Origin of the sequence: Parvibaculum sp. (genome assembly GCF_046297875.1) — a bacterium.
Taxonomy (GTDB): Bacteria; Pseudomonadota; Alphaproteobacteria; order Parvibaculales; family Parvibaculaceae; genus Parvibaculum.
Genome location: NZ_JBKBHD010000001.1, coordinates 2,187,746 through 2,211,308 on the forward strand (window position 1 = coordinate 2,187,746; position 23,563 = coordinate 2,211,308).

Annotated in this window: 19 protein-coding genes and 4 tRNA genes; 18 read left to right on the forward strand and 5 right to left on the reverse strand. The window is 61.5% G+C overall.

Going from position 1 to position 23,563, the window contains the following annotated elements:
- Positions 1 to 3 precede the first annotated feature (3 nt).
- The gene (locus ACK4FH_RS10745) at positions 4 to 1,365 is read right to left on the reverse strand and encodes a glutamine synthetase family protein (RefSeq protein ID WP_409813423.1); all 1,362 of its coding nucleotides are present in this window, start codon (positions 1,363 to 1,365) and stop codon (positions 4 to 6) included.
- Positions 1,366 to 1,367: 2 nt separating this feature from the next.
- Entirely contained in the window at positions 1,368 to 2,738 is a 1,371-nt protein-coding gene (locus ACK4FH_RS10750; protein ID WP_409813426.1) for an aspartate aminotransferase family protein, read from the reverse strand.
- Between the two features lie 157 nt (positions 2,739 to 2,895).
- On the opposite strand from ACK4FH_RS10750, the gene ACK4FH_RS10755 reads away from it, so the two are divergent.
- Positions 2,896 to 3,315 (forward strand): Rap1a/Tai family immunity protein, encoded by a 420-nt coding sequence (locus tag ACK4FH_RS10755; protein WP_409813429.1) that lies wholly within the window; start codon positions 2,896 to 2,898, stop codon positions 3,313 to 3,315.
- 114 nt (positions 3,316 to 3,429) lie between these two features.
- Here ACK4FH_RS10755 and ACK4FH_RS10760 read toward each other — a convergent pair.
- A tRNA-Thr gene (locus tag ACK4FH_RS10760) sits at positions 3,430 to 3,505 on the reverse strand.
- 155 nt (positions 3,506 to 3,660) lie between these two features.
- On the opposite strand from ACK4FH_RS10760, the gene ACK4FH_RS10765 reads away from it, so the two are divergent.
- The gene (locus ACK4FH_RS10765) at positions 3,661 to 4,131 is read left to right on the forward strand and encodes a nuclear transport factor 2 family protein (protein WP_409813432.1); all 471 of its coding nucleotides are present in this window, start codon (positions 3,661 to 3,663) and stop codon (positions 4,129 to 4,131) included.
- A gap of 44 nt (positions 4,132 to 4,175) precedes the next feature.
- Positions 4,176 to 4,823, forward strand: a complete 648-nt coding sequence (locus tag ACK4FH_RS10770) for a glutathione S-transferase family protein (RefSeq protein WP_409813434.1) — start codon at positions 4,176 to 4,178, stop codon at positions 4,821 to 4,823.
- A gap of 38 nt (positions 4,824 to 4,861) precedes the next feature.
- Here the strand turns inward: ACK4FH_RS10770 and rlmB are convergent, their stop codons facing one another.
- Positions 4,862 to 5,692 carry a 23S rRNA (guanosine(2251)-2'-O)-methyltransferase RlmB gene (gene rlmB, locus ACK4FH_RS10775; protein WP_409813437.1) on the reverse strand — a complete coding sequence of 277 codons (831 nt, stop codon included), beginning with the start codon at positions 5,690 to 5,692 and terminating at the stop codon, positions 4,862 to 4,864.
- Between the two features lie 232 nt (positions 5,693 to 5,924).
- Between rlmB and ACK4FH_RS10780 the strand changes: the two genes are divergently transcribed.
- From ACK4FH_RS10780 to rpoC, 12 genes are all read left to right on the forward strand, one after another.
- Positions 5,925 to 6,009, forward strand: a tRNA-Tyr gene (locus ACK4FH_RS10780).
- Positions 6,010 to 6,120: 111 nt separating this feature from the next.
- Positions 6,121 to 6,194 (forward strand) — tRNA-Gly (locus ACK4FH_RS10785).
- A 135-nt stretch (positions 6,195 to 6,329) separates the two neighbouring features.
- Entirely contained in the window at positions 6,330 to 7,520 is a 1,191-nt protein-coding gene (gene tuf / locus ACK4FH_RS10790; RefSeq protein ID WP_409813439.1) for an elongation factor Tu, read from the forward strand.
- Between the two features lie 28 nt (positions 7,521 to 7,548).
- Positions 7,549 to 7,624 (forward strand) — tRNA-Trp (locus tag ACK4FH_RS10795).
- A 100-nt stretch (positions 7,625 to 7,724) separates the two neighbouring features.
- Entirely contained in the window at positions 7,725 to 7,925 is a 201-nt protein-coding gene (gene secE, locus ACK4FH_RS10800) for a preprotein translocase subunit SecE (protein ID WP_409813442.1), read from the forward strand.
- Positions 7,926 to 7,958: 33 nt separating this feature from the next.
- On the forward strand, positions 7,959 to 8,489 hold the full coding sequence (nusG, locus tag ACK4FH_RS10805; RefSeq protein ID WP_409813445.1) for a transcription termination/antitermination protein NusG: 531 nt from the start codon (positions 7,959 to 7,961) through the stop codon (positions 8,487 to 8,489).
- 112 nt (positions 8,490 to 8,601) lie between these two features.
- Positions 8,602 to 9,030 carry a 50S ribosomal protein L11 gene (rplK, locus tag ACK4FH_RS10810; protein WP_407950887.1) on the forward strand — a complete coding sequence of 143 codons (429 nt, stop codon included), beginning with the start codon at positions 8,602 to 8,604 and terminating at the stop codon, positions 9,028 to 9,030.
- A gap of 5 nt (positions 9,031 to 9,035) precedes the next feature.
- Complete coding sequence (rplA, locus tag ACK4FH_RS10815; RefSeq protein ID WP_409813449.1) at positions 9,036 to 9,719, forward strand: 50S ribosomal protein L1; 684 nt, start codon at positions 9,036 to 9,038, stop codon at positions 9,717 to 9,719.
- Between the two features lie 418 nt (positions 9,720 to 10,137).
- On the forward strand, positions 10,138 to 10,656 hold the full coding sequence (gene rplJ, locus ACK4FH_RS10820; RefSeq protein ID WP_409813452.1) for a 50S ribosomal protein L10: 519 nt from the start codon (positions 10,138 to 10,140) through the stop codon (positions 10,654 to 10,656).
- 51 nt (positions 10,657 to 10,707) lie between these two features.
- Positions 10,708 to 11,082, forward strand: a complete 375-nt coding sequence (gene rplL, locus ACK4FH_RS10825) for a 50S ribosomal protein L7/L12 (protein ID WP_409813454.1) — start codon at positions 10,708 to 10,710, stop codon at positions 11,080 to 11,082.
- Positions 11,083 to 11,263: 181 nt separating this feature from the next.
- Complete coding sequence (gene rpoB, locus ACK4FH_RS10830) at positions 11,264 to 15,352, forward strand: DNA-directed RNA polymerase subunit beta (protein ID WP_409813457.1); 4,089 nt, start codon at positions 11,264 to 11,266, stop codon at positions 15,350 to 15,352.
- Between the two features lie 169 nt (positions 15,353 to 15,521).
- Positions 15,522 to 19,715, forward strand: a complete 4,194-nt coding sequence (gene rpoC / locus ACK4FH_RS10835) for a DNA-directed RNA polymerase subunit beta' (protein ID WP_409813459.1) — start codon at positions 15,522 to 15,524, stop codon at positions 19,713 to 19,715.
- A 69-nt stretch (positions 19,716 to 19,784) separates the two neighbouring features.
- Here the strand turns inward: rpoC and ACK4FH_RS10840 are convergent, their stop codons facing one another.
- Positions 19,785 to 20,153: a hypothetical protein gene (locus ACK4FH_RS10840; protein WP_409813462.1), complete on the reverse strand. Its 369-nt coding sequence runs from the start codon at positions 20,151 to 20,153 to the stop codon at positions 19,785 to 19,787.
- A 435-nt stretch (positions 20,154 to 20,588) separates the two neighbouring features.
- Here ACK4FH_RS10840 and rpsL point away from each other — a divergent pair, with 435 nt between their 5' ends.
- The 3 genes from rpsL to fusA are packed head-to-tail and all read left to right on the forward strand — an operon-like array spanning position 20,589 to position 23,548.
- Positions 20,589 to 20,960 (forward strand): 30S ribosomal protein S12, encoded by a 372-nt coding sequence (rpsL, locus tag ACK4FH_RS10845; RefSeq protein WP_012111654.1) that lies wholly within the window; start codon positions 20,589 to 20,591, stop codon positions 20,958 to 20,960.
- A gap of 11 nt (positions 20,961 to 20,971) precedes the next feature.
- Positions 20,972 to 21,442, forward strand: coding sequence for a 30S ribosomal protein S7 (gene rpsG, locus ACK4FH_RS10850; protein ID WP_409813465.1), 471 nt, complete (start codon positions 20,972 to 20,974; stop codon positions 21,440 to 21,442).
- A 30-nt stretch (positions 21,443 to 21,472) separates the two neighbouring features.
- Positions 21,473 to 23,548, forward strand: coding sequence for an elongation factor G (gene fusA, locus ACK4FH_RS10855; RefSeq protein ID WP_409813467.1), 2,076 nt, complete (start codon positions 21,473 to 21,475; stop codon positions 23,546 to 23,548).
- The last annotated feature ends 15 nt before the right edge of the window (positions 23,549 to 23,563 follow it).

Consider the following 23,563-nt stretch of genomic DNA (forward strand, 5'->3'; position numbering starts at 1 on the left):
CGCTCAGACGTTCCTGAGATACCATTCGATATCGGTGCTGCTGACCGCTGCAAAGAAGCGGTCGCACTCGGCTTCCTTGATGGTCAGATAGATGCTGGCGAACTCGCCGAGCCGCTCACGCGCAAAGGTGGAGTTGCGCGTGGTTTCGATCGCCTTCCACCAGTTCGCGGGCAGCGTCGCTTTCATCTTGCCATAGCCGTCGCCGGTGACAGGCGCATTCGGTGCAATCTTCATTTCCAGACCTTCGGCAATGCCTGCGAGCACGATGGCGAGCGCAACATAGGGGTTCGCATCGGCGCCGCAAACGCGGTGTTCGAGGTGGCGTGTCTCCGGCCGGCCTGATGTGACGCGAAGCGGAACCGAGCGGTTGTCCACCGCCCATGCCGGTGCGAGCGGCGCGTAGGAGTTCGGCCGGAAACGGCGGTAGGAATTGGCGTTCGGCGCAAAGAAGGCCATGCTTTCGCCCATCGTTGCTTCGAGGCCGCCAATCGCGTGGGCGAGATGCGGTGTGAGGTCGGCGCCATCGCCTGCAAAGAGATTTTCATTTTTGTCGTCGGCGAGCGAGACATGCACATGCATGCCGCTGCCGGAAAGTTCGGCATAGGGTTTTGCCATGAAGGTTGCGGTGAGCCCGTGGCGTTCGGCCATGCCTTTCACGAGGCGCTTGTAGAGAATGGCGTCGTCTGCGGCGCGCATGGCGTCGTCGCGGTGTTCGAGCACGATCTCGAACTGGCCGGGCGAATATTCCGAGATCAGCGTGCGCGCAGGCAGGCCCATCTTCTTCGCGCCATCGAACACGTCGTTGAGGAAGGGCGAGAAGTCCTCGAGATCCTGCATCAGATAGGCCTGATGATGGGAGGGCGCGAAACCGTTTGGCGCGGCAGGCGGCTTGAGGCGTCCGGCGGCGGCGGCTTCGCGGTCCACCAGATAGAATTCGAGTTCAATGGCGACAACTGGCTTCACGCCGAGCTTTTCGAGCGCGGCAACAGTGCGGGCGAGTGCGTGGCGCGGATCGGCCGGCGTCGGCGAGCCGTCGCGCTCAAATGAGGTCAGGATCAACTGCGCCGTCGGAACGTCATGCCAGGGGGCATGGGTGAGGGAGCCCGCAACGGGGAGACAAGGGCGGTCACTGTCGCCCTCTTCCCAGACAAGGCCCGTCTCCAGCACATCGACGCCCAGCATGTCGAGCGAGAGAATGGAGCAGGGGAGTGGCCTGCCATCACGATAGGCGGTTTTCATTTCCTCGGGCCGCAGCACCTTGCCGCGTGCCACGCCGGACGGGTCGGTCAGGTAGGCCTGGATCTGCACCGTCTCAGGGTGGGCGGCGAGAAAATCTGCCGCTTCCTTTTCATCCGCTCGCGTCATTTTCAGCGTCCTTCCTTGCCGCAAAGCGCGTCGAGAGCGGCGCTGAAATTCGCGACGAGCTTTTCAACATCGGCGCCAGTCGTTGACGGGGCGACAAGGGTCATGTTGTGGAACGGCGTGACAAGCACATTCCGGTTCAGGAGAAAGAGATGGATCGCGCGTTCGACCGTGTGATCGATGGCGGCGGCGGCTTCCGCGCCGCTTTCAAGCGGGCGTTCGGAGAAGACGAGTTCGGCGCGCGCGCCGATCTGCGTCACCGTCCAGGGCAGGCCGTGTCGCGCGACTTCGGCGCGCAATCCGGCGGCGAGTTTCTCGGCGAGCGAGGTCATATGCGCGAAGTTTTCAGGCGTCATCACTTCGACGAGGCAGGCGCGCATGGCGGCAAGTGCGAGCATGTTGCCCGACAGCGTGGTGCCGATGCCGGAATAGCCGGGCGTCTTTTCGGCAAGGACGCGGTTCATGTCCGCCTCGACCCTGGCGGTGAAGCCGAAGACAGCGGCGGGAAGTCCACCCGCCACGGGCTTGCCGAGGACGAAGAAGTCCGGGTCGATATTGTGTGTGCGGGTATAGCCGCCGGGGCCGGTCGAGATGGTGTGCGTTTCGTCGATGCAGACGAGCGAGCCATGGCGATGGGCGGCGTCGATCAGCTTTTCGATGAAGCTGTCCTTCGGCAGCACCATTGCCGTGTTGGTAAGCGCGGGCTCGGTCAGCACCAGTGCGATGTCTTCGCAGGCGAGCAGGGCTTCTGCCGTTTCGATATCGTTGAAAGGGGCGGCGATGCTGTTTTCGGCAACGTCCACCACCTGACCGAGGAGGCTCGGCTTCATTTTCGTCTTGCCGCCATCGAGCTTCACGAAGGCATCTTCGACCTGACCATGGTAGCAACCGTCGAAGACCAGCACTTTCCGGCGGCCGGTCAGGGCGCGCGCCCAGCGAACGACGGCCCGGTTCGCATCGCTTGCCGTGGCTGTTACCTGCCAGTAGGGAAGTCCGAATTGGCTGGCGAGAAGCCTGCCGACTTCTGCCGTCAGATCGGAGGGGAGCATGGCGGTAAGGCCGCTCGTTGCCTGCGCGGCGATCGCCCTTGCCACGGGTTCAGGCGAATGACCGAACATGGCGCCCGTGTCGCCGAGGCAAAAATCGCTATAGGTCAGACCATCGACATCCGTGACCGTGGAGCCCTTCGCGGCACGGACGAAAAGCGGGAAAGGCGTTTCCCAGTCGAGCATCCAGTGCAACGGCACGCCGCCCGGAAAATGCGCGCCGGCCTCAGCCGCCATCTGCCGCGAGCGGGGGTGCAGCTCGGCATAGCGGGCTTTTTCGGACGCAATCAGGATTTCGGCGCGCTGCCGGATTTCGGTCGGCATGGGCATGGAAAGGGCTCCTTGGGAAAGCCCTTTCTCTTTAACTCATGGAAGGGGGGCGCGGCTAGCCGGGCTGCGCCCATTGGACGCGCGGCAGGCTGTCCGGTTCGCCTTCCGCGCATATCCGTGCAACGATGGTTTTCACACCAGAAAGAGGAGGAATGCCATGACATTCAAAGGATATCTTGCTGCGAGCCTGATCGCCGTGACAATCCCCGCGGGGGCAGCTTTCGCGCAGATGCCGCGCATCACTACCGGAGCGGAGCTTGTTTCGGCCTGCACCGTGGCCCTCAGCCCGAGCGAATCCGCGGAGGACCGTATTGCGCGTGCGTCGTGTCATCAGTTCCTCGCGGGCCTCGTTGCAGGCGTCTATGCTTCGGTGGACAAGGGCGCGCCGATGGTCGTGCGCCGGCTTGGGGAAAACATGGATGAGGAAGCCTGTTTCCGGCTGCCGGATCGCCTCGCCTTCGAGGATTTCGCAAAGCAGGTGACAGACTATGCGCCGGAGCATCCCGAGCTCTACCAGCGTTCCGCCTTTGAGATGGGAGCAAGGACACTCGCGGAGAACTATCCCTGCCCGGAATGACATGCCGATGTGTCTGAAAAGGAAAAGCCGCCCCGTCCGGGCGGCTTTTTCATTGGATATGCCGCTATGGGGTTCCCTGTGGCTGCGCCACGCGTAGCCCGTAAGGGCGAAGCGTGGTGCCCCCGGCAGGATTCGAACCCGCGACCCCCTGATTACAAATCAGGTGCTCTACCAACTGAGCTACAAGGGCATCCGTGGCGCGCAACATAGTGGCGCGCGGCAGCCGCGGCAAGCGCGGCTTTATTGCCGTGCCGCAACCTGTCCGCACCGTTTCCCCGAATTGGACCCTGAAAAGTGGCGTGCCGCCGCCCAGCTATGGCCCTGCATTTTGTTGTGGAGGCCGAGATGGACGAGCAGCGAGCGGCGATACTTGATGTGCGAACGGGCGAGCGGGGCAGCTATGCCGATTGGGTGAGGCTTTTCGACGAGGTTTGGGAGGCGCCACGCGAAAGGCTCGAACGGCTGCTCGCCCTGTTGAGCGACGAGATCGTGCTTAAGGCGCCGACACGGCCGCCGGTCTCGCGCGGCAAGGAAGCCGGACGACGGGCCTTTCTTCGCGCTTTCAGGGCATTCCCGGATCTTCATGCGCGGTCGAAACGCTGGGCCTCGTCCGGCGACGTGCTTTTCGTCGAGATGACATTCACTGCGACCATTGCGGGCGAGGTTTTCTCCTGGGACAGCGTCGACCGCTTCATCTTTCGCAATGGCGAGGCGATCGAACGCATCGCCTTCTTTCAGGACTCGACCGCTGTTGCCAGGCGCCTGCGCCGCCGTCCCGCGGGCTGGCGCCAATTGTACCGGCTGGCGGCAGGCTGAAGCGAATTCCGGTTGCCGTTCCCCGACATTCACTGGAGAAGACAATGAAGCTTGTTACCGGACCTCTGAGCATGTTTGGCGCGAAGACGCAGATCGCCATCGCCGAAAAGGGCATCGATTGCGAGATCGAAATGGTGCCGTTTTCGATTCAGCATCGTTATTCACCTCTTCATCCGGAGGTGGAGAGACTCAATCCGAAAAGGCAGGTGCCGCTCCTTTTCGACGGGGCGGTCCAGATCTTCGACTCGACACAGATATTCGAATATATCGAACACAAGTTTCCGTCGCCCGCGCTGTGGCCGGCAGGCACGGCAGAGCGGGCCGAGGCGCGGCTTCTCGAGCTCAAGTCGGATGAAGTGTTCTTTCAGGATTTCAAGACACTGATGTCCGCTGCCGGAAATACGCAGACACCCGAGGCGCGAGTGGCCATAGAGAACATGCAAGGCTACTACCGGGCGATGGACGACCTGCTCGCTTCACGCGAATGGCTCGCCGGCAGCTACTCATATGCAGATATTGCATTTTTATGCGCAAGCTGGTTCGCCTCGATCCTGGGCGGTGCGCCGGGGGTGGAGTTCCGTCATGTCGGCGATTGGCGCAAGCGGATGATTGCGCGGCCCGCAGTCAATCAAACGATGAAAGAGATATCGGCATTTCTATCGCGGAATGGAATTCCTGCGCCTGTCATCTGATGAAGCGGAAGCGTGGGGCGGAACGGCCCGTTGTGGCTTCACGCCCGTCTGAAGAGTTCGTAGAGGGCAACGGCTGCGGCGTTCGAGACGTTAAGGCTTTTCATGTCGCCGGCGGCCGGCAGGCGGGCGAGCAGGTCGCAATGTTCGCGCGTCAGCCGGCGGAGCCCTGCGCCCTCGGCGCCTAGGACAAGGGCTACCTTGGGCGAGAGATTCATTTCAGGGAGGGACATTTCGCCCTCGCCATCAAGGCCGATCACTTCGAAGCCGAGTTCCTTCAGTTCCTCGATGGCCCGGATGAGATTGGCGATACGGGCGATCTTCACCTTTTCGAGTCCGCCCGAGGCGGCCTTGGCAAGTGCGCCACCGAGTACCGGGCTGTTCCGTTCGGTGGTGACAAGGGCCTCGGCCCCGAATACGGCGGCGGAGCGGAGAATCGCTCCGAAATTATGCGGGTCCGTGACCTGATCGAGCACGACGATGCGGCTCGCACCTTCGCAGGCGTCAAAAACGTCTAGATCGGGCAGAGGGGAGGTCTTGAGGGCGATACCCTGATGGACGGCCCCGGCCGGGAGCAGGGCGGAGAGGGCTTCGCCATCCATGATTTCCGGCTGGATATTGGGGCGGAGGCCCTGGCGGGCGAGCTCGGCTTCCGCATTTCTTGTCATAATCAGACGCTCAGGGTCGCGCTCCGGATTTGAGAGCGCAGCCAAAACCGCATGAAAACCATAGAGATAGGCGTCACCGCCGGCTTGGCCACCAGCCTTGTGGGGCTTGCCACCCGGCCGGCCGCGCGTGCCCTGAGGCGGGCGGCTGTCGCCGCCGTCATGGGTCCGGTTCCGGGGCGGGTTGTGTTGCTTGCGTCTGCTCATGGCGGCGCTTATATTGCGGGGACCGGGCTCTTGCAAACGCCCCCGAACAGTATGCCTTGCCGGGCCAATCGGCTGGAGGCACGCTGCGGGGGTGTTTACACTTTCGGGACCGGGATTTTAGTTGACACAAGCCCGGCAAACCTGAATAAAGCCGCGCGTGTCCGGTAGAGGCCTGCACTATCAACTGCATCCGCGAACTTATTGGGATTTCACAACATTTGACATCGGACACGGAGGGGTGCCCGAGTGGCTAAAGGGGACGGACTGTAAATCCGTTGGCTATGCCTACGTTGGTTCGAATCCAACCCCCTCCACCACCCTTCGCTGCAAAGGCGGCTTCGGGTGGCGCGCCAATTAAAGAGGGAAGCGAAGGGTGCCCGCCGAAGCCTTGGCGAAGGCGGGCTTTAGATAGAGGCCCAACAGGCAGCGCGGGTGTAGCTCAATGGTAGAGCAACAGCCTTCCAAGCTGATGACGAGGGTTCGATTCCCTTCACCCGCTCCAGCCTCGCTGCAACGCAGCACCGGCCTGGCAAGCCAGACGAGACAAGCGCGGCGGCGTCGCGCTTCGGCCTGAAAGCCGAGACATTGCGCCGGACAGGACAAGACGAGACCGACAACTGAAGGTAGCTAGACGCCCATGGCCAAAGAGAAGTTTGAGCGGAACAAGCCGCACTGCAACATCGGCACGATTGGTCACGTTGACCACGGCAAGACGTCGCTGACGGCGGCGATCACGAAGGTGCTTGCGGAGACGGGCGGGGCGACCTATTCGGCCTATGACCAGATCGACAAGGCGCCGGAAGAGAAGGCGCGCGGCATCACGATCTCGACGGCGCATGTCGAGTATCAGACGGAAGCCCGGCACTATGCTCACGTCGACTGCCCTGGCCATGCCGACTATGTGAAGAACATGATTACGGGTGCGGCGCAGATGGACGGCGCGATCCTCGTTGTGTCGGCTGCCGACGGCCCGATGCCGCAGACGCGCGAGCACATCCTGCTCGCCCGCCAGGTCGGCGTTCCGGCGCTTGTGGTGTTCATGAACAAGGTTGACCAGGTTGACGATCCGGAGCTTCTGGAGCTCGTCGAGATGGAAATCCGCGAGCTTCTGTCTAGCTACGACTTCCCGGGCGACGATATTCCGATCGTGAAGGGCTCGGCGCTTGCGGCGCTTGAGGACTCCAACAAGGAGATCGGCCACGACGCGATCCTCGCGCTGATGAAGGCGGTGGACGAGTACATCCCGCAGCCTGAGCGTCCGATCAACCTGCCGTTCCTGATGCCGATCGAAGACGTGTTCTCGATCTCGGGCCGCGGCACGGTGGTTACGGGCCGTATCGAGCGCGGCATCGTGAAGGTGGGCGACGAAATCGAGATCGTGGGCATCAAGCCGACGACGAAGACGACCTGCACGGGCGTCGAGATGTTCCGCAAGCTGCTCGACCAGGGGCAGGCGGGCGACAATGTGGGCGTCCTGCTGCGCGGCACGAAGCGCGAGGAAGTGGAGCGCGGCCAGGTTCTTTGCGCGCCGGGGTCGATCACGCCGCATACGGAGTTCGAGGCGGAAGCCTACATCCTGACGAAGGAAGAGGGCGGGCGTCACACGCCGTTCTTCACGAACTACCGTCCGCAGTTCTACTTCCGCACGACGGACGTCACGGGTGTCGTGACGCTTCCGGAAGGCACGGAAATGGTCATGCCGGGCGACAATGTGAAGATGAACGTGACGCTGATCGCGCCGATCGCGATGGAAGAGAAGCTGCGCTTCGCCATCCGCGAAGGTGGCCGCACCGTCGGCGCAGGCGTCGTCTCCAAGGTGTTGAAGTAAGACGGTTTGCCGCTTCGGCGGCGGACTTAGGAGTGTAGCTCAACTGGTAGAGCACCGGTCTCCAAAACCGGGGGTTGGGGGTTCGAGCCCCTCCACTCCTGCCACCCTCCGCAAGGGGCGCGGCAGGCCGGAGAGGCCCCCGGCTCCGGGCGGAAGCTGGAAGAGCGGCGCGGCAGGAATTTGAGAAGAGGCGTCTGAGAAAATATGACGAAGACCAATCCACTCGAATTCATTCAGCAGGTTCGCTCGGAGACCTCCAAGGTCACCTGGCCGACCCGCCGCGAAACGCTTGTCACCACCGTGATGGTCTTCATCATGGTGGCTTTCGCTATGGTGTTCTTCTTTCTGGTCGATCTCGGACTGAGCAATATCGTCTCGTTCGTGCTCGGCCTGGGCGGCAATTGAGGTCAAGGGGCGAAAGCTCCTTCGGAAGCAAGCATGGCTAAGCGCTGGTACATCGTCCACGCCTACTCGAACTTCGAAAAGAAGGTTGCCGAGTCGCTGCGCGAACAGGCGGAGCAGCAGGGCCTTTTGGATCAGTTCGAGGAAATCCTCGTTCCCACCGAAGAGGTGGTCGAAGTGCGCCGCGGACGGAAGATCAATGCGGAGCGCAAGTTCTTTCCCGGCTATGTGCTGGTGAAGATGGAGATGACGGACGAGGCCTATCACCTTGTCAAGAATACGCCGAAAGTGACCGGCTTCCTCGGCGCGGACAACAAGCCGCAGCCGATCAGTCAGGGCGAAGTCGATCGCATTCTGCATCAGGTGCAGGAAGGCGTGGAGCGGCCGAAGCCTTCGATCACTTTCGAGATCGGCGAGCAGGTCCGCGTGGCGGACGGTCCGTTCGCCTCGTTCAACGGTTTCGTCGAGGAAGTCGACGAAGAAAAGGCGCGGCTCAAGGTTGCCGTGTCGATTTTCGGCCGGGCAACCCCGGTCGAGCTCGAGTACGGGCAGGTGGAAAAGCTCTAGGGCTTTTCGTACCTCCCGCAAGTCCGTGGGAGGCGCAAGGGAAGCGGAAGTTTCCAGCGCGCTGCTGAACCACTAACCCAATATGGCCGGATGTGTCCGGCAGGGGAAAGAAATGGCGAAGAAAATCGAAGGCTACATCAAATTGCAGGTGCCGGCCGGCGCGGCGAATCCGTCGCCGCCTATCGGCCCTGCTCTCGGCCAGCGCGGTCTCAATATCATGGAATTCTGCAAGGCGTTCAATGCCGCTACGCAGAAGATGGAACAGGGGATGCCGATCCCGGTCGTCATCACGGCCTATTCGGACCGTTCCTTCACTTTCGCGATGAAGACGCCGCCCGCGTCCTACTTCCTGAAGAAAGCGGCGAAGATCCAGTCCGGCTCGAAGACGCCGGGCCGTGCCTCCGCCGGTACGGTGACGCTCGCGCAGTGCCGCGAGATTGCCGAAGCCAAATTCGTCGACCTGAACGCGAACGACCTCGATCAGGCGACGAAGATCATTGCAGGTTCCGCCCGTTCCATGGGCCTTCAGGTTGTGGAGTGAGCGCGATGTCGAGCAAAGCAGGAAAGCGTATTGAAAAGGCCCGTGACGGTATCGATCGCAAGAAGACCTATGGTCTCGGCGAAGCCGTGAAGCTCGTCAAGGAACGTGCGAGCGCGAAGTTCGACGAGACGATCGAAGTTGCGATCGCGCTCGGTGTCGATCCGCGTCATGCCGACCAGATGGTGCGCGGCGTCGTCGCGCTTCCGAACGGCTCCGGCCGCTCGGTCCGTGTGGCCGTGTTCGCGAAGGGCGACAAGGCGGATCAGGCGAAGGCCGCCGGTGCCGACATCGTCGGTGCGGAAGATCTCGCCGAGATCGTTCAGGGCGGCAAGATCGACTTCGATCGCTGCATCGCCACGCCGGACATGATGCCGCTGGTCGGCCGTCTCGGTAAGGTACTCGGCCCGCGCGGCCTGATGCCGAACCCGAAGGTCGGCACGGTGACGCCGGATGTGGCTGAAGCGGTGAAAGCCGCGAAGGGCGGCGCCGTCGAGTTCCGCGTCGAGAAGGCGGGCATCGTTCATGCCGGTGTCGGCAAGGCGAGCTTCACCGAGGATCAGATCACCGGAAACATCCGTGCGCTGATCGACGCAGTGCAGAAGGCGAAGCCGACCGGCGCCAAGGGCACATACATCAAGCGGATCGCCATCAGCTCCACCATGGGGCCTGGCGTGAAGGTCGAGCCGTAGAGCGTTGTGGCGGGCGCGTAAGCGCTGTTGAAGGTTTCCGTCCGCGTTCCCCAGGGAGTGCGGGCGGCGAGGGACGGACGGGACGTGTAGTCACTTCGGTGTGAACCGGAGTGGCTGCGCCATCGTCCGTTTACCTGTCCGAGACTGCAGGTGCCGAGGTTCGAGAGAACCGACGCTTAATCGCCTTCGAGACGGCGGCCGGCAATAGACGGGAGTTGAACGGTTTCGCGGAACCATTGGTTCCGGGGGATCGGTTGGAACCCGGGACAGGCAAGTGAGCGCCGCTCGAAGCGGTGCGGGGCTTGCGAGCCCCGTACGACGAGTGAGCGGCAAATGCCAATGGCGGACGAGGGAAGGGTGTTCCTTCCGGAGCCCGCCCCCAGGTGTACGAGGGTTTCGTACATGACGGAGAGAGCAAGTGGACAGAGCTGAAAAAGCAGAGCTCGTGACGCATCTCAACGGCGTTTTCCAGAACGCCAATGTGGTCGTCGTCGCCCACTACAGCGGCCTCACCGTGAACCAGATGTCCGATCTGCGTTCGCGGATGGCCAAAGCTGGTGCTTCGTTCAAGGTGACGAAGAACCGGCTGGCGAAGCTCGCTCTGGATGGCACCCCGATGAGTGAGATCGGCGATCTCTTCACGGGGCCGACGGCAATCGCCTATTCCGATGACCCGGTTGCAGCCCCCAAGGTTGCTTCCGAGTTCGCCAAGGAAAACCAGAAGCTGGTGATCCTGGGCGGCGCGATGGGCAATACGGTTCTCGACGCAAAGGCAGTCAAGCAGCTTGCTGAACTGCCGTCGCTCGACGAACTGCGGGCCAAGTTGCTCGGCATGATCCAGACGCCGGCGACCCGCATTGCGGGTGTGCTGCAGGCGCCTGGCGGCCAGCTTGCCCGGGTGCTGAATGCCTATGCCACCAAGGGCGAAGCGGCGTGACCGCTGCAGTGAACAAGATATCCAACCGAACCCAGACAGAGAGACATTGAAATGACCGATCTCGCAAAAATCGTTGAAGACCTTTCGAACCTGACCGTCCTCGAGGCGGCCGAGCTTTCCAAGATGCTCGAAGAGAAGTGGGGCGTTTCCGCTGCCGCTCCGGTCGCGGTGGCGGCTGCTGGCGGTGCGGCTCCGGCTGCCGCTGCCGAAGAGCAGACCGAGTTCGAAGTCGTTCTGGCTGCCGCCGGCGACAAGAAGATCGAGGTGATCAAGGAAGTTCGTGCGATCACCGGCCTCGGCCTCAAGGAAGCCAAGGACCTCGTCGAAGGCGCGCCGAAGACCGTCAAGGAAGGCGCGTCCAAGGACGAAGCCGCCAAGATCAAGGCGCAGCTGGAGAAGGCCGGCGCCAAGGTCGAACTCAAGTAAGTTCGCTTACGCGACTGCGGTTCGGAGCGGCGGCGAAATCCGCCGCTCCGGCCGGAGCGCGGCGCCCCCCCAAAGCCGCCGCGATCTATCGAGGAGAATGTCGGGCCTGAGACCGGGCTGCCCCTTTTTCCTACTTGAAGCCCGGCCGCCGTTCTAAAGCAGAGCGTTGCGAGGAGCACAGATGACGCAGTCCTTCACTGGTCGAAAGCGGGTTCGCAAGGTCTTCGGTCACATTCCGCAGATCGCGGAAATGCCGAACCTGATCGAAGTTCAGAAATATTCATACGACCAGTTCCTGCAGGTTGATGAGCCGCGAGGCGGACGCGAGGAGCAGGGGCTCCAGGCCGTCTTCAAATCGGTTTTCCCGATCAGCGATTTTTCGGAAACCTCCACGCTCGAATTCGTGAACTACGAGTTCGAAGCACCGAAATACGATGTGGAAGAGTGCCAGCAGCGCGGCATGACCTTTGCTGCGCCGCTCAAGGTGACGCTCCGGCTCATCGTGTTCGAAGTGGATGAAGATACCGGAGCGAAATCCGTCAAGGACATCAAGGAACAGGATGTCTATATGGGCGACATGCCGCTCATGACGGAGAACGGCACCTTCGTGATCAACGGCACAGAGCGCGTCATCGTTTCGCAGATGCATCGCAGCCCTGGCGTGTTTTTCGATCACGACAAGGGCAAGACGCATTCCTCCGGCAAGCTGCTGTTTGCTGCGCGCGTCATTCCGTATCGCGGTTCGTGGCTCGACTTCGAGTTCGACGCGAAGGACATCGTGTTCGTGCGCATCGACCGCCGCCGCAAGCTGCCGGTGACGACGCTTCTCTATGCGCTCGGCCTCGACTCGGAAGAAATCCTGTCGACCTTCTACAACAGCGTCATCTTCACCAAGGTGAAGCAGGGCTGGCGTGTGCCTTTCGATGCCGATCGCTATCGCGGCGCGAAACCCGAGCGCGACCTGATCGACGCGAAGACCGGCAAGGCCGTTGTGGAAGCGGGCCGCAAGGTGACGCCGCGGCTTGCGAAGAAGCTCGCCGAGGATGGCCTCAAGGAACTTCTCGTTCAGGACGAAGACCTTTTCGGCCGCTACCTCGCGCAGGAAATCGTCAATCTCGAGACGGGTGAAATCTTCGCCGAAGCCGGCGACGAGATCACGCCGGATCTGCTGACCTCGCTGCTCGAGGCGGGCTACGACCAGATTGCGACGCTCGACATCGACCATGTGAACACGGGCGCCTTCATCCGCAACACGCTCGCAGCCGACAAGTGCACGAACCGCGAGCAGGCACTGATCGACATTTACCGCGTGATGCGTCCCGGCGAGCCGCCGACGGCGGACACGGCGGAAGCCCTGTTCGGCAGCCTGTTCTTCGACGCGGAACGCTATGACCTCTCGGCTGTCGGCCGCGTGAAGATGAACATGCGCCTCGATCTCGACTGCCCGGACACGGTGCGGGTGCTTCGCAAGGAAGACATCCTTGCTGTCATCAAGACGCTGGTTGGCCTGCGCGACGGCAAGGGCGAGATCGACGACATCGATAATCTCGGCAACCGCCGTGTCCGTTCGGTCGGCGAGCTGATGGAAAACCAGTATCGCGTCGGCCTGCTGCGCATGGAGCGTGCGATCAAGGAACGCATGTCGTCTGTCGATATCGACACTGTCATGCCGCACGATCTCATCAATGCGAAGCCGGCAGCCGCCGCGGTTCGCGAGTTCTTCGGCTCCTCGCAGCTCTCGCAGTTCATGGACCAGACGAACCCGCTTTCCGAAATCACGCACAAGCGCCGCCTCTCGGCGCTTGGACCGGGCGGTCTGACGCGCGAGCGTGCAGGCTTCGAGGTGCGCGACGTGCACCCGACGCATTACGGCCGCATCTGCCCGATCGAAACGCCTGAAGGGCCGAATATCGGTCTCATCAATTCGCTGGCGACCTTTGCCCGCGTCAACAAGTACGGCTTCATCGAGAGTCCGTACCGGCGCGTGAAGGGCGGCAAGATGGCCGAAGAGGTCGTCTATCTTTCGGCGATGGAAGAAAGCCGCTACCGCATCGCCCAGGCGAATGTGGAAGTGAACAAGAAGGGCGAGATTCAGGGCGAACTCGTGAATTGCCGCGTTGACGGCGATTTCGAGATGGTGCCGCCGGATCAGGTCGACTTCGTCGACGTGTCGCCGAAGCAGATCGTGTCCGTCGCTGCCGCGCTCATTCCGTTCCTCGAGAACGACGACGCGAACCGCGCTCTCATGGGCTCGAACATGCAGCGTCAGGCCGTTCCGCTCATCCGCTCCGAGGCGCCGCTTGTCGGCACCGGCATGGAAGCGGTGGTGGCGCGCGACTCCGGCGCCGCAATCGGCGCGCGCCGCACGGGCATCGTCGACCAGGTGGATGCCACGCGTATCGTTATCCGCGCGACGGAAGAAGTCGACAGCTCCAAATCGGGCGTCGATATCTACAATCTGCGGAAGTTCCAGCGCTCGAACCAGAACACCTGCATCAACCAGCGTCCGCTGGTGCGTGTGGGCGATGCGGTGCGCAAGGGCGACATCATCGCGGACGGTCCTTCGACCGAACTCGGCGATCTCGCGCTCGGCCGCAACGTGCTCGTCGCGTTCATGCCCTGGAATGGCTACAACTTCGAGGACTCTATCCTCATTTCCGAGCGCATCGTCCGTGACGACGTGTTTACCTCCATTCACATCGAGGAATTCGAAGTGATGGCGCGCGACACAAAGCTCGGGCCGGAGGAAATCACGCGCGATATTCCCAATGTCGGCGAGGAAGCCCTCAAGAATCTCGACGAAGCAGGCATCGTCTATATTGGTGCCGAAGTGAACCCCGGCGATATTCTCGTCGGCAAGATCACGCCGAAGGGCGAAAGCCCGATGACGCCGGAAGAAAAGCTGCTGCGCGCCATCTTCGGCGAAAAGGCATCTGACGTCCGCGACACGTCGCTGCGACTGCCGCCGGGCGTTACCGGTACGGTTGTCGAGGTGCGTGTGTTCAATCGCCACGGCATCGACAAGGACGAGCGCGCCATGGCGATCGAGCGCGAGGAAATCGAACGTCTCGCAAAAGACCGCGACGACGAAGTCGGCATTCTCGACCGCAACATCTATGGCCGTCTGTCGGAAATCCTGCTTGGCAAACAGATCGCTTCTGGCCCGAAGGGCATGGAAGCCGATCAGAAGGTGAGTCAGGCCGATCTCGACAATCTGAGCCGTGGCCAGTGGTGGCAGATCGCACTCAAGAACGAGAAGGCGCAGGCCGAAGTCGAAGCGCTGAAGAAGCAGTACGACGAAAGCAGGGAACGCCTCGAGGCGCGCTTTGCCGACAAGGTCGACAAGCTGCAGCGTGGCGACGAACTGCCGCCGGGCGTGATGAAGATGGTCAAGGTCTTCGTGGCCGTGAAGCGCAAGCTGCAGACCGGCGACAAGATGGCCGGCCGTCACGGCAACAAGGGTGTCATCAGCCGTATCGTGCCGATGGAAGACATGCCCTATCTGGATGATGGCCAGCCGGTCGACATCGTGCTCAATCCGCTCGGCGTGCCGAGCCGCATGAATGTCGGTCAGATTCTGGAAACGCATCTGGGCTGGGCCTGCGCGGGTCTCGGCAAGAAGATCGACGTGGCGCTCGAGTCCTATCGCCGCGAGAACAAGCTGAAGGATCTGAAGGATCTCGTTCACAGCATCTATGGCGATGACGAGACCGTTGCTTCGCTCGACGACGACCAGCTCGTCGAAATGGCGGGTAACCTGACCAATGGCGTGCCGATCGCAACGCCGGTGTTCGACGGCGCGCGCGAGCCGGAAGTCGTGGAAATGCTGGACCTTGCCGGTCTCGATCACTCCGGCCAGGTCACGCTCCATGACGGACGGACCGGCGAGGCTTTCGACCGCAAGGTCACTGTCGGCTATATCTACATGCTGAAGCTGCATCATCTTGTCGACGACAAGATCCACGCACGCTCCATCGGCCCGTACTCGCTCGTTACCCAGCAGCCGCTGGGCGGCAAGGCGCAGTTCGGCGGGCAGCGCTTCGGCGAAATGGAAGTGTGGGCACTCGAAGCTTACGGCGCCGCCTACACGCTGCAGGAAATGCTTACCGTGAAGTCGGACGACGTCGCAGGCCGCACGAAGGTCTACGAAGCCATCGTTCGCGGCGACGACACGTTCGAAGCCGGTATTCCCGAAAGCTTCAACGTGCTCGTGAAGGAAATGCGGTCGCTCGGCCTCAATGTCGAGTTGATGACGCCTTCGGCGAACTGACGAACAGGAGCGGCGCATCCCTTCAGCAGGATGCGCCGCGGCCTCTCTCTCCCGGGTGGGCGAGGGCAGGCAGAGAAACATCGATATACGGGGTATGCGGACGGAAGGCCCCACCGGCCGCGCAATCAAGACTCCCCGTTGGCTTTGAGGCCGAGTTCAGGAGAAGTACATGAACCAAGAGGTCATGAATCTTTTCAATCCGACGGCGCCTGCGCAGACATTCGACCAGATCAAGATTTCGATCGCGAGCCCGGAACGGATTCTTTCCTGGTCTTATGGCGAGATCAAGAAGCCGGAAACGATCAACTACCGTACGTTCAAGCCCGAGCGCGACGGCCTGTTCTGCGCGCGCATCTTCGGTCCGATCAAGGACTATGAGTGCCTGTGCGGCAAGTACAAGCGGATGAAGTACAAGGGCATCATCTGCGAAAAGTGCGGCGTTGAAGTAACGCTCTCGAAGGTCCGGCGCGAGCGCATGGGCCATATCGAGCTTGCGGCGCCTGTCGCACATATCTGGTTCCTGAAGTCGCTGCCTTCCCGCATCGGCCTTCTGCTCGACATGACGCTGAAGGATCTCGAGCGCGTTCTCTATTTCGAGAACTATATCGTTCTGGAGCCAGGCCTCACCTCATTGAAGGAGCGCCAGCTCCTGACGGAGGAAGAGTATATCGACGCGCAGGACCAGTATGGCGAAGACAGCTTCACCGCCGGCATCGGTGCGGAAGCGATCCGCGAACTGCTGATTGCGCTCGATCTCGAAAAGATCGCGGCCGATCTGCGCGTGGAAATCGCCGAGTCGACATCGGAACTGAAGCCGAAGAAGCTCGCCAAGCGCCTGAAGCTCATTGAAGCCTTCATCGAATCCGGCAACAAGCCGGAATGGATGATCATGACGGTCGTTCCGGTCATTCCGCCGGAACTGCGCCCGCTTGTGCCGCTCGATGGCGGCCGTTTCGCAACGTCCGACCTGAATGACCTCTACCGCCGCGTCATCAATCGCAACAATCGTCTGAAGCGGCTGATGGAACTGCGCGCGCCGGATATCATCATCCGCAACGAAAAGCGCATGCTGCAGGAGTCCGTTGATGCGCTGTTTGACAATGGCCGCCGCGGCCGTGTCATTACCGGTGCGAACAAGCGTCCGCTGAAGTCGCTCGCCGACATGCTGAAGGGCAAGCAGGGCCGCTTCCGCCAGAACCTGCTCGGCAAGCGCGTCGACTATTCGGGCCGTTCGGTCATCGTGGTGGGCCCGGAGCTGAAGCTCCACCAGTGCGGCCTGCCGAAGAAGATGGCGCTCGAACTTTTCAAGCCGTTCATCTATTCGCGCCTTGAGGCAAAGGGCCTTTCGGCGACGGTGAAGCAGGCGAAGAAGCTCGTCGAGAAGGAGCGTCCCGAGGTCTGGGAAATCCTCGAACAGGTGATCCGCGAACATCCGGTGCTACTCAACCGTGCGCCGACGCTGCATCGCCTCGGCATTCAGGCTTTCGAGCCCGTGCTGATCGAGGGTAAGGCAATCCAGCTTCATCCGCTCGTCTGCGCTGCCTTCAACGCCGACTTCGACGGCGACCAGATGGCCGTTCACGTGCCGCTGTCGCTTGAAGCTCAGCTTGAAGCGCGTGTGCTGATGATGTCGACGAACAACATCCTGCACCCCGCGAACGGTTCGCCGATCATCGTGCCGTCTCAGGATATCGTTCTGGGTCTCTATTACGTGACCATCCAGAAGGACAACGAGCCTGGCGATGGCATGGTGTTCTCGAGCATCGCCGAAATCGAGCATGCGCTGGCGGCCAAGGCCGTGACGCTTCATGCGAAGGTGAAGGCCCGCTACACGACGAAAGATGCCGATGGCAACCTCTACACGGAGGTCGTCGACACGACGCCGGGCCGAATGCTTGTCGGCGAGCTTCTTCCGAAGCACCCGAACGTGCCGTTTGATCTCGTGAACCGTCTGCTCACGAAGCGCGACATTTCCAAGATGATCGACGTGGTCTATCGCCACTGCGGTCAGAAGGAGACGGTTATCTTCTGCGACCAGATCATGGCGCTCGGCTTCCGCCAAGCATTCCGTGCCGGTATTTCGTTCGGCAAGGACGACATGGTCATACCGGAAGAAAAGGCGAAGCTCGTCGAAGAGACGAAGGCTCTCGCGACCGAGTATGAGCAGCAGTATATCGACGGTCTCATCACACAGGGCGAGAAGTACAACAAGGTTGTCGACGCCTGGGCCAAGTGCACGGACCGCGTTGCCGACGTGATGATGCAGAAGATTTCTGCGGTTCAGGTCGACGCCGAGACGAAGCGCGAGAAGCCGATCAACTCGATCTATATGATGTCTCATTCGGGTGCGCGTGGTTCGCCCGCCCAGATGAAGCAGCTTGCGGGTATGCGCGGCCTGATGGCGAAGCCGTCTGGCGAAATCATCGAGACGCCGATCATCTCGAACTTCAAGGAAGGCCTCACCGTTCTCGAGTACTTCAACTCGACCCACGGTGCGCGTAAGGGTCTCGCGGATACAGCGCTCAAGACGGCGAATTCGGGCTATCTGACCCGCCGTCTCGTAGACGTGGCGCAGGATTCGATCATCACCGAGGAAGATTGCGGCACGAATGGCGGCATCACGGTTCATGCCGTGATCGAGGCTGGTGACGTGATCGTCTCGCTCGGTACTCGCGTTCTCGGCCGCACCACCGCCGAAGACGTGCTGAACCCGGCGACGGGCAAGGTTCTTCTGCCGAAGAACCACCTGATCGACGAAGCCGATGTTGATTTGATCGAAGAGGCGAATGTCCAGTCGATCAAGATTCGTTCGGTGCTGACCTGCGAAGCGGCGAACGGTGTTTGCGGTGCCTGTTATGGCCGTGACCTCGCACGCGGCACGCCCGTCAATATGGGTGAGGCGGTGGGCGTCATCGCCGCTCAGTCGATCGGCGAGCCGGGCACACAGCTCACCATGCGTACCTTCCATATCGGCGGTACGGCGCAGGTTGTGGACTCCTCGTTCATCGAGTCGAACCATGCCGGTACAGTGAAGATCGTGAACCGCAATGTGGTGAAGGACTCGAATGGCCAGCTCGTGGTCATGGGTCGCAACGTGCAGGTGCTCGTCATCGACGAGCACGGCAATGAGCGTGCCTCGCACAAGCTCACATACGGTTCGCGCCTGAAGGTGGACGAGGGCGGTTCGATCGCCCGCGGCCAGCGCATTGCCGAATGGGATCCCTACACCATGCCGATCCTCACGGAAGTGAACGGTACGGTGGAATTCGAGGATCTGGTCGATGGTGTGTCGATCCGCGAAGTTGCGGACGAAGCGACCGGCATTTCCAGCCGCGTCGTGGTCGACTGGCGCGCCTCTCCGCGCGGCAGCGAGCTGCGGCCTGCCATGGTCGTCAAGGGCAAGGACGGCAAGGTGCTGAAGCTTGCGAGCGGTAACGACGCCCGCTACCTGCTCTCGGTTGATGCCATTCTTTCGGTAGAGAACGGCTCGGATGTGCATGCCGGCGACGTGCTGGCGCGTATTCCGACGGAAGGTGCCAAGACGCGCGACATCACGGGCGGTCTGCCGCGCGTGGCGGAGCTGTTCGAGGCACGCCGTCCCAAGGACCATGCGATCATCGCGGAAGCGACGGGCCGCGTGGAATTTGGCCGCGACTACAAGAACAAGCGCCGTATCATCGTGCACCCGCTGGATGAGAGCCTCGAGCCGATCGAGTATCTGATCCCGAAGGGCAAGCACATCTCGGTGCAGGAAGGCGATGTGATCGAAAAGGGCGAGTTCCTGCTCGACGGTCACCCGGCGCCGCACGACATCCTTGCGATTTCGGGTGTCGAAGAGCTTGCTGCCTATCTCGTGAACGAGGTTCAGGACGTCTACCGCCTGCAGGGCGTGTCGATCAACGACAAGCACATCGAAGTGATCGTGCGCAACATGCTGCAGAAGGTGGAAGTGACGAACCCGGGCGACTCGATCACCCTGCCGGGCGAACAGCTCGACCGGATGGAGTTCGACGAGATGAATGCGAAGCTCGAGGCGCAGGGCAAGACGCCCGCCACGGCGACGCCGGTTCTGCTCGGCATCACCAAGGCAAGCCTCCAGACGCGCTCCTTCATCTCGGCCGCCTCCTTCCAGGAGACGACCCGCGTGCTCACGGAGGCAGCTGTTTCCGGCAAGGTCGATCAGCTGATCGGTCTCAAGGAAAACGTCATCGTCGGCCGGCTTATTCCGGCTGGTACGGGCGGCATGCTGCAGCGGCTTCGCGGCGAGGCGAAGAGCCGCGACGACAAGGCTTTGGCCGATCAGGGCGAGGAGCCGGTGGTGGCTTCCGCCGAGATCGCGGAACAGGCCGAAGGCGCTGCCTGAGCACTTTGAGTTTTCAAGGATTGGAGACGGGCCGCCTTTCGGGTGGCCCGTTTTCGTTTCGGATCCGGTTCAGACGGCCTGTTTCGGGCTCCGGTAGAGCCAGATGGCGAATGCGGCAACGAAGAGCAGGTCGCCGGCGGCCAGGAGCGGCATCACCGGAGGGAGCGACGAGATATAATGAAGGACGAGGGCGCAGACACCGAGCTTGCCTATGATGCCGAGGGTCACGATGTGGCGGGTGCCGGGGAGGCCGAGCGCGACCAGCGCGTAGCCGATGCCGAAGGTGCAGATGAGCAGGCCGGCAAGGCGCATCGTCAGAAGGTGCTCCGGGGCGAGCTCGCCTGCGGGCAGCCCCATTCCAAGCAGGGAGGGCAGGCCTGCCGCAAGGTTGTACAGCGCCGCCAGCCAGAAGATGATGGGCCAGATTTTGCCGGTCATTTCGGTCCTCTCGAGGGGGCGTTGGTGCCGTACTGTACACCGGCCGGCAGGGCCGCCAAGCGGGGATTGTGCCAAAATCTCCGGCGAGGCCGATTTTTCCCGGAATTTTAAGGAATCCGGGGCTTGCAGGGTTGACGACTCGTGGGGCCGCGAGTAGGTTCCGCTCACTTTCGCTCCAGGTAGTAGAGGATTCCCGGACCGCTGGCACCAAGTCCTTGATAGGACGGGCCTTTTGGTCGGATCTAGACACTGGGGCCGGTAAACAGAATACAAGGAATGGCGCACGATTCCGAGCGCAAGCATCGGAATCCTCTGCATTTGGACGCAAGCCCCGAATAGGGGTCAGTGTCCTCAAGCGCGCGCAGCCTTTTCCGGATTGGGTTCCGGGGCGGCGCGTCGTTTCTTTTGTTTGGACAGACAGGATCGAGCAGGCGAATGCCCACCGTCAACCAACTCATCCGCAAGCCGCGCAAGCCGCTGGTGAAGCGAAACAAAGTACCGGCCATGCAGGCGTGTCCGCAGAAGCGCGGCGTTTGCACGCGCGTCTACACCACGACCCCGAAGAAGCCGAACTCCGCTCTGCGTAAGGTTGCCCGTGTGCGCCTGACCAACCAGTTCGAAGTGACGAGCTACATTCCGGGTGAAGGCCACAACCTGCAGGAGCACTCCGTGGTGCTTATCCGCGGCGGCCGCGTGAAGGACCTTCCCGGCGTTCGCTACCACATCATTCGTGGCGTGCTCGATACGCAGGGTGTGAAAGATCGCCGCCAGCGCCGCTCCAAATACGGCGCGAAGCGTCCGAAGTAAGGAACAGAGATATGTCCCGCCGCCACAGTGCAGAAAAGCGCGAAGTTCTTCCGGACGCCAAATATGGCGACGTCGTTCTCGCGAAGTTCATGAACAGCCTGATGTATCATGGCAAGAAGTCGGCCGCCGAAAAGATTATCTACGGCGCCTTCGACCAGATGCAGCAGAAGGCCAGTGTCGATCCGCTTCGTACCTTCCATGAAGCGCTCGAGAATGTGATGCCGGCCCTTGAAGTGCGTTCGCGCCGCGTTGGCGGTGCAACATATCAGGTTCCGGTCGAGGTGCGGCCTGACCGCCGCCGCGCGCTTGCCATCCGCTGGATCATTGCCGCCGCCCGCGCTCGCAACGAGACCACGATGGTCGGCCGCCTGTCGGGCGAGTTGCTCGACGCCGCAAACAATCGCGGCTCCGCTGTAAAGAAGCGTGAAGACACGCACCGGATGGCGGAAGCCAACCGCGCCTTCTCGCACTATCGCTGGTAAAGCGTTCAAGTCCCCTAAAGGCAGACCGTCATGGCACGCAAAACTAAGCTCGAAGATTACCGCAATATCGGCATCATGGCTCACATCGATGCCGGTAAAACGACGACGACCGAGCGCATCCTTTACTACACGGGCGTGAGCCACAAGATCGGCGAAGTGCATGACGGCGCGGCCACGATGGACTGGATGGAGCAGGAGCAGGAGCGTGGCATCACGATCACGTCCGCTGCGACGACCTGCTTCTGGAACGAAAAGCGCATCAACATCATCGATACTCCCGGCCACGTGGACTTCACCATCGAAGTTGAGCGTTCGCTGCGTGTGCTCGACGGTGCCGTGACTGTGTTCGACTCCGTTGCCGGCGTCGAGCCGCAGTCGGAAACCGTGTGGCGCCAAGCTGACAAGTACGGCGTTCCGCGCATGTGCTTCGTCAACAAGATGGACCGCATGGGTGCGAATTTCTATCGATGCGTGGACATGATCGTGACGCGTCTTGGCGCGAACCCGCTGGTTATCCAGCTGCCGATCGGGTCGGAAGCCGAGTTCGAGGGTCTGGTTGACCTTATCCGGATGAAGGAAATCGTCTGGAAGGACGAGTCGCTGGGCGCCGAGTTCGAATATCGCGACATTCGCGACGATCTGAAGGATCAGGCGGACGAATATCGTTCGAAGCTCGTCGAAGCCGCTGTCGAAATGGACGACACGGCGATGGAAGCCTATCTCGAGGGCAATGAGCCCGACGAGGCGACTCTCAAGAAGCTCATTCGTAAAGGCACGATCGGCCGCAATTTCGTGCCGGTTCTCTGCGGCAGTGCGTTCAAGAACAAGGGCGTACAGCCCATGCTCGACGCTGTTGTCGATTATCTGCCCTCGCCGGTCGACGTCGATAGCGTGCAGGGTATCGATCCCAAGACCGAAGAGCCGTCGACCCGCAAGACCTCTGACGAAGCGCCGCTTTCGGTTCTCGCGTTCAAGATCATGAACGACCCGTTTGTCGGTTCGCTCACCTTCTGCCGTATCTATTCGGGCGTGCTGACGACCGGCGCCGGCGTCCTCAATTCGACGAAGGACAGCAAGGAGCGTATCGGCCGCATGTTGCAGATGCATGCGAACCACCGCGAAGACATCAAGGAAGCCTTTGCCGGTGACATTGTCGCCGTGGCCGGTCTCAAGAATGTCACGACGGGCGACACGCTTTGCGACCCGCTGAAGCCGATCATCCTGGAGCGAATGGAGTTCCCTGAGCCGGTTATCGAAGTGGCGGTCGAGCCGAAGACGAAGGCCGACCAGGAAAAGATGGGCATCGCGCTCAATCGCCTTGCGCAGGAAGACCCTTCGTTCCGCGTGTCGGTAGACGAAGAATCCGGCCAGACCGTCATCAAGGGCATGGGCGAATTGCATCTCGACATCATCGTCGATCGCATGCGCCGCGAGTTCAAGGTCGAGGCGAATGTCGGTGCGCCGCAGGTGGCTTATCGCGAAACGCTCACCAAGCGTGCTGAGATCGACTACACGCACAAGAAGCAGACCGGCGGTTCGGGCCAGTTCGCCCGCGTGAAGATCGTGTTCGAGCCGGGCGAGCCGGGTTCGGGCTTTGTCTTCGAAAGCAAGATCGTCGGCGGTTCGGTGCCGAAGGAATATGTGCCTGGTGTGCAGAAGGGTGTCGAAAGCGTGAAGGACTCAGGTCCGCTCGCCGGCTTCCCGATGATCGACTTCAAGGCGACGCTGATCGATGGCGCCTACCACGACGTCGACTCGAGCGTGATGGCCTTCGAAATTGCCGCGCGTGCCGCGTTCCGTGAAGGTGCGCAGCAGACGGGCGTGAAGCTCCTCGAGCCGATCATGAAGGTCGAGGTTGTGACGCCGGAAGAGTACATGGGCGACGTGATCGGCGACCTGAACAGCCGCCGCGGCCAGATCAGCGGTACGGAGCAGCGCGGCATCGCGCAGGTCATCCATGCCATGGTCCCGCTCGCCAATATGTTCGGCTATGTGAATACGCTGCGTTCGATGAGCCAGGGCCGTGCCCAGTACACGATGCAGTTCGACCATTACGAGCAGGTACCGCAAGCTGTGTCCGACGAAGTCCGGGCAAAGCTCGCCTGATAAATCGCCTAATCA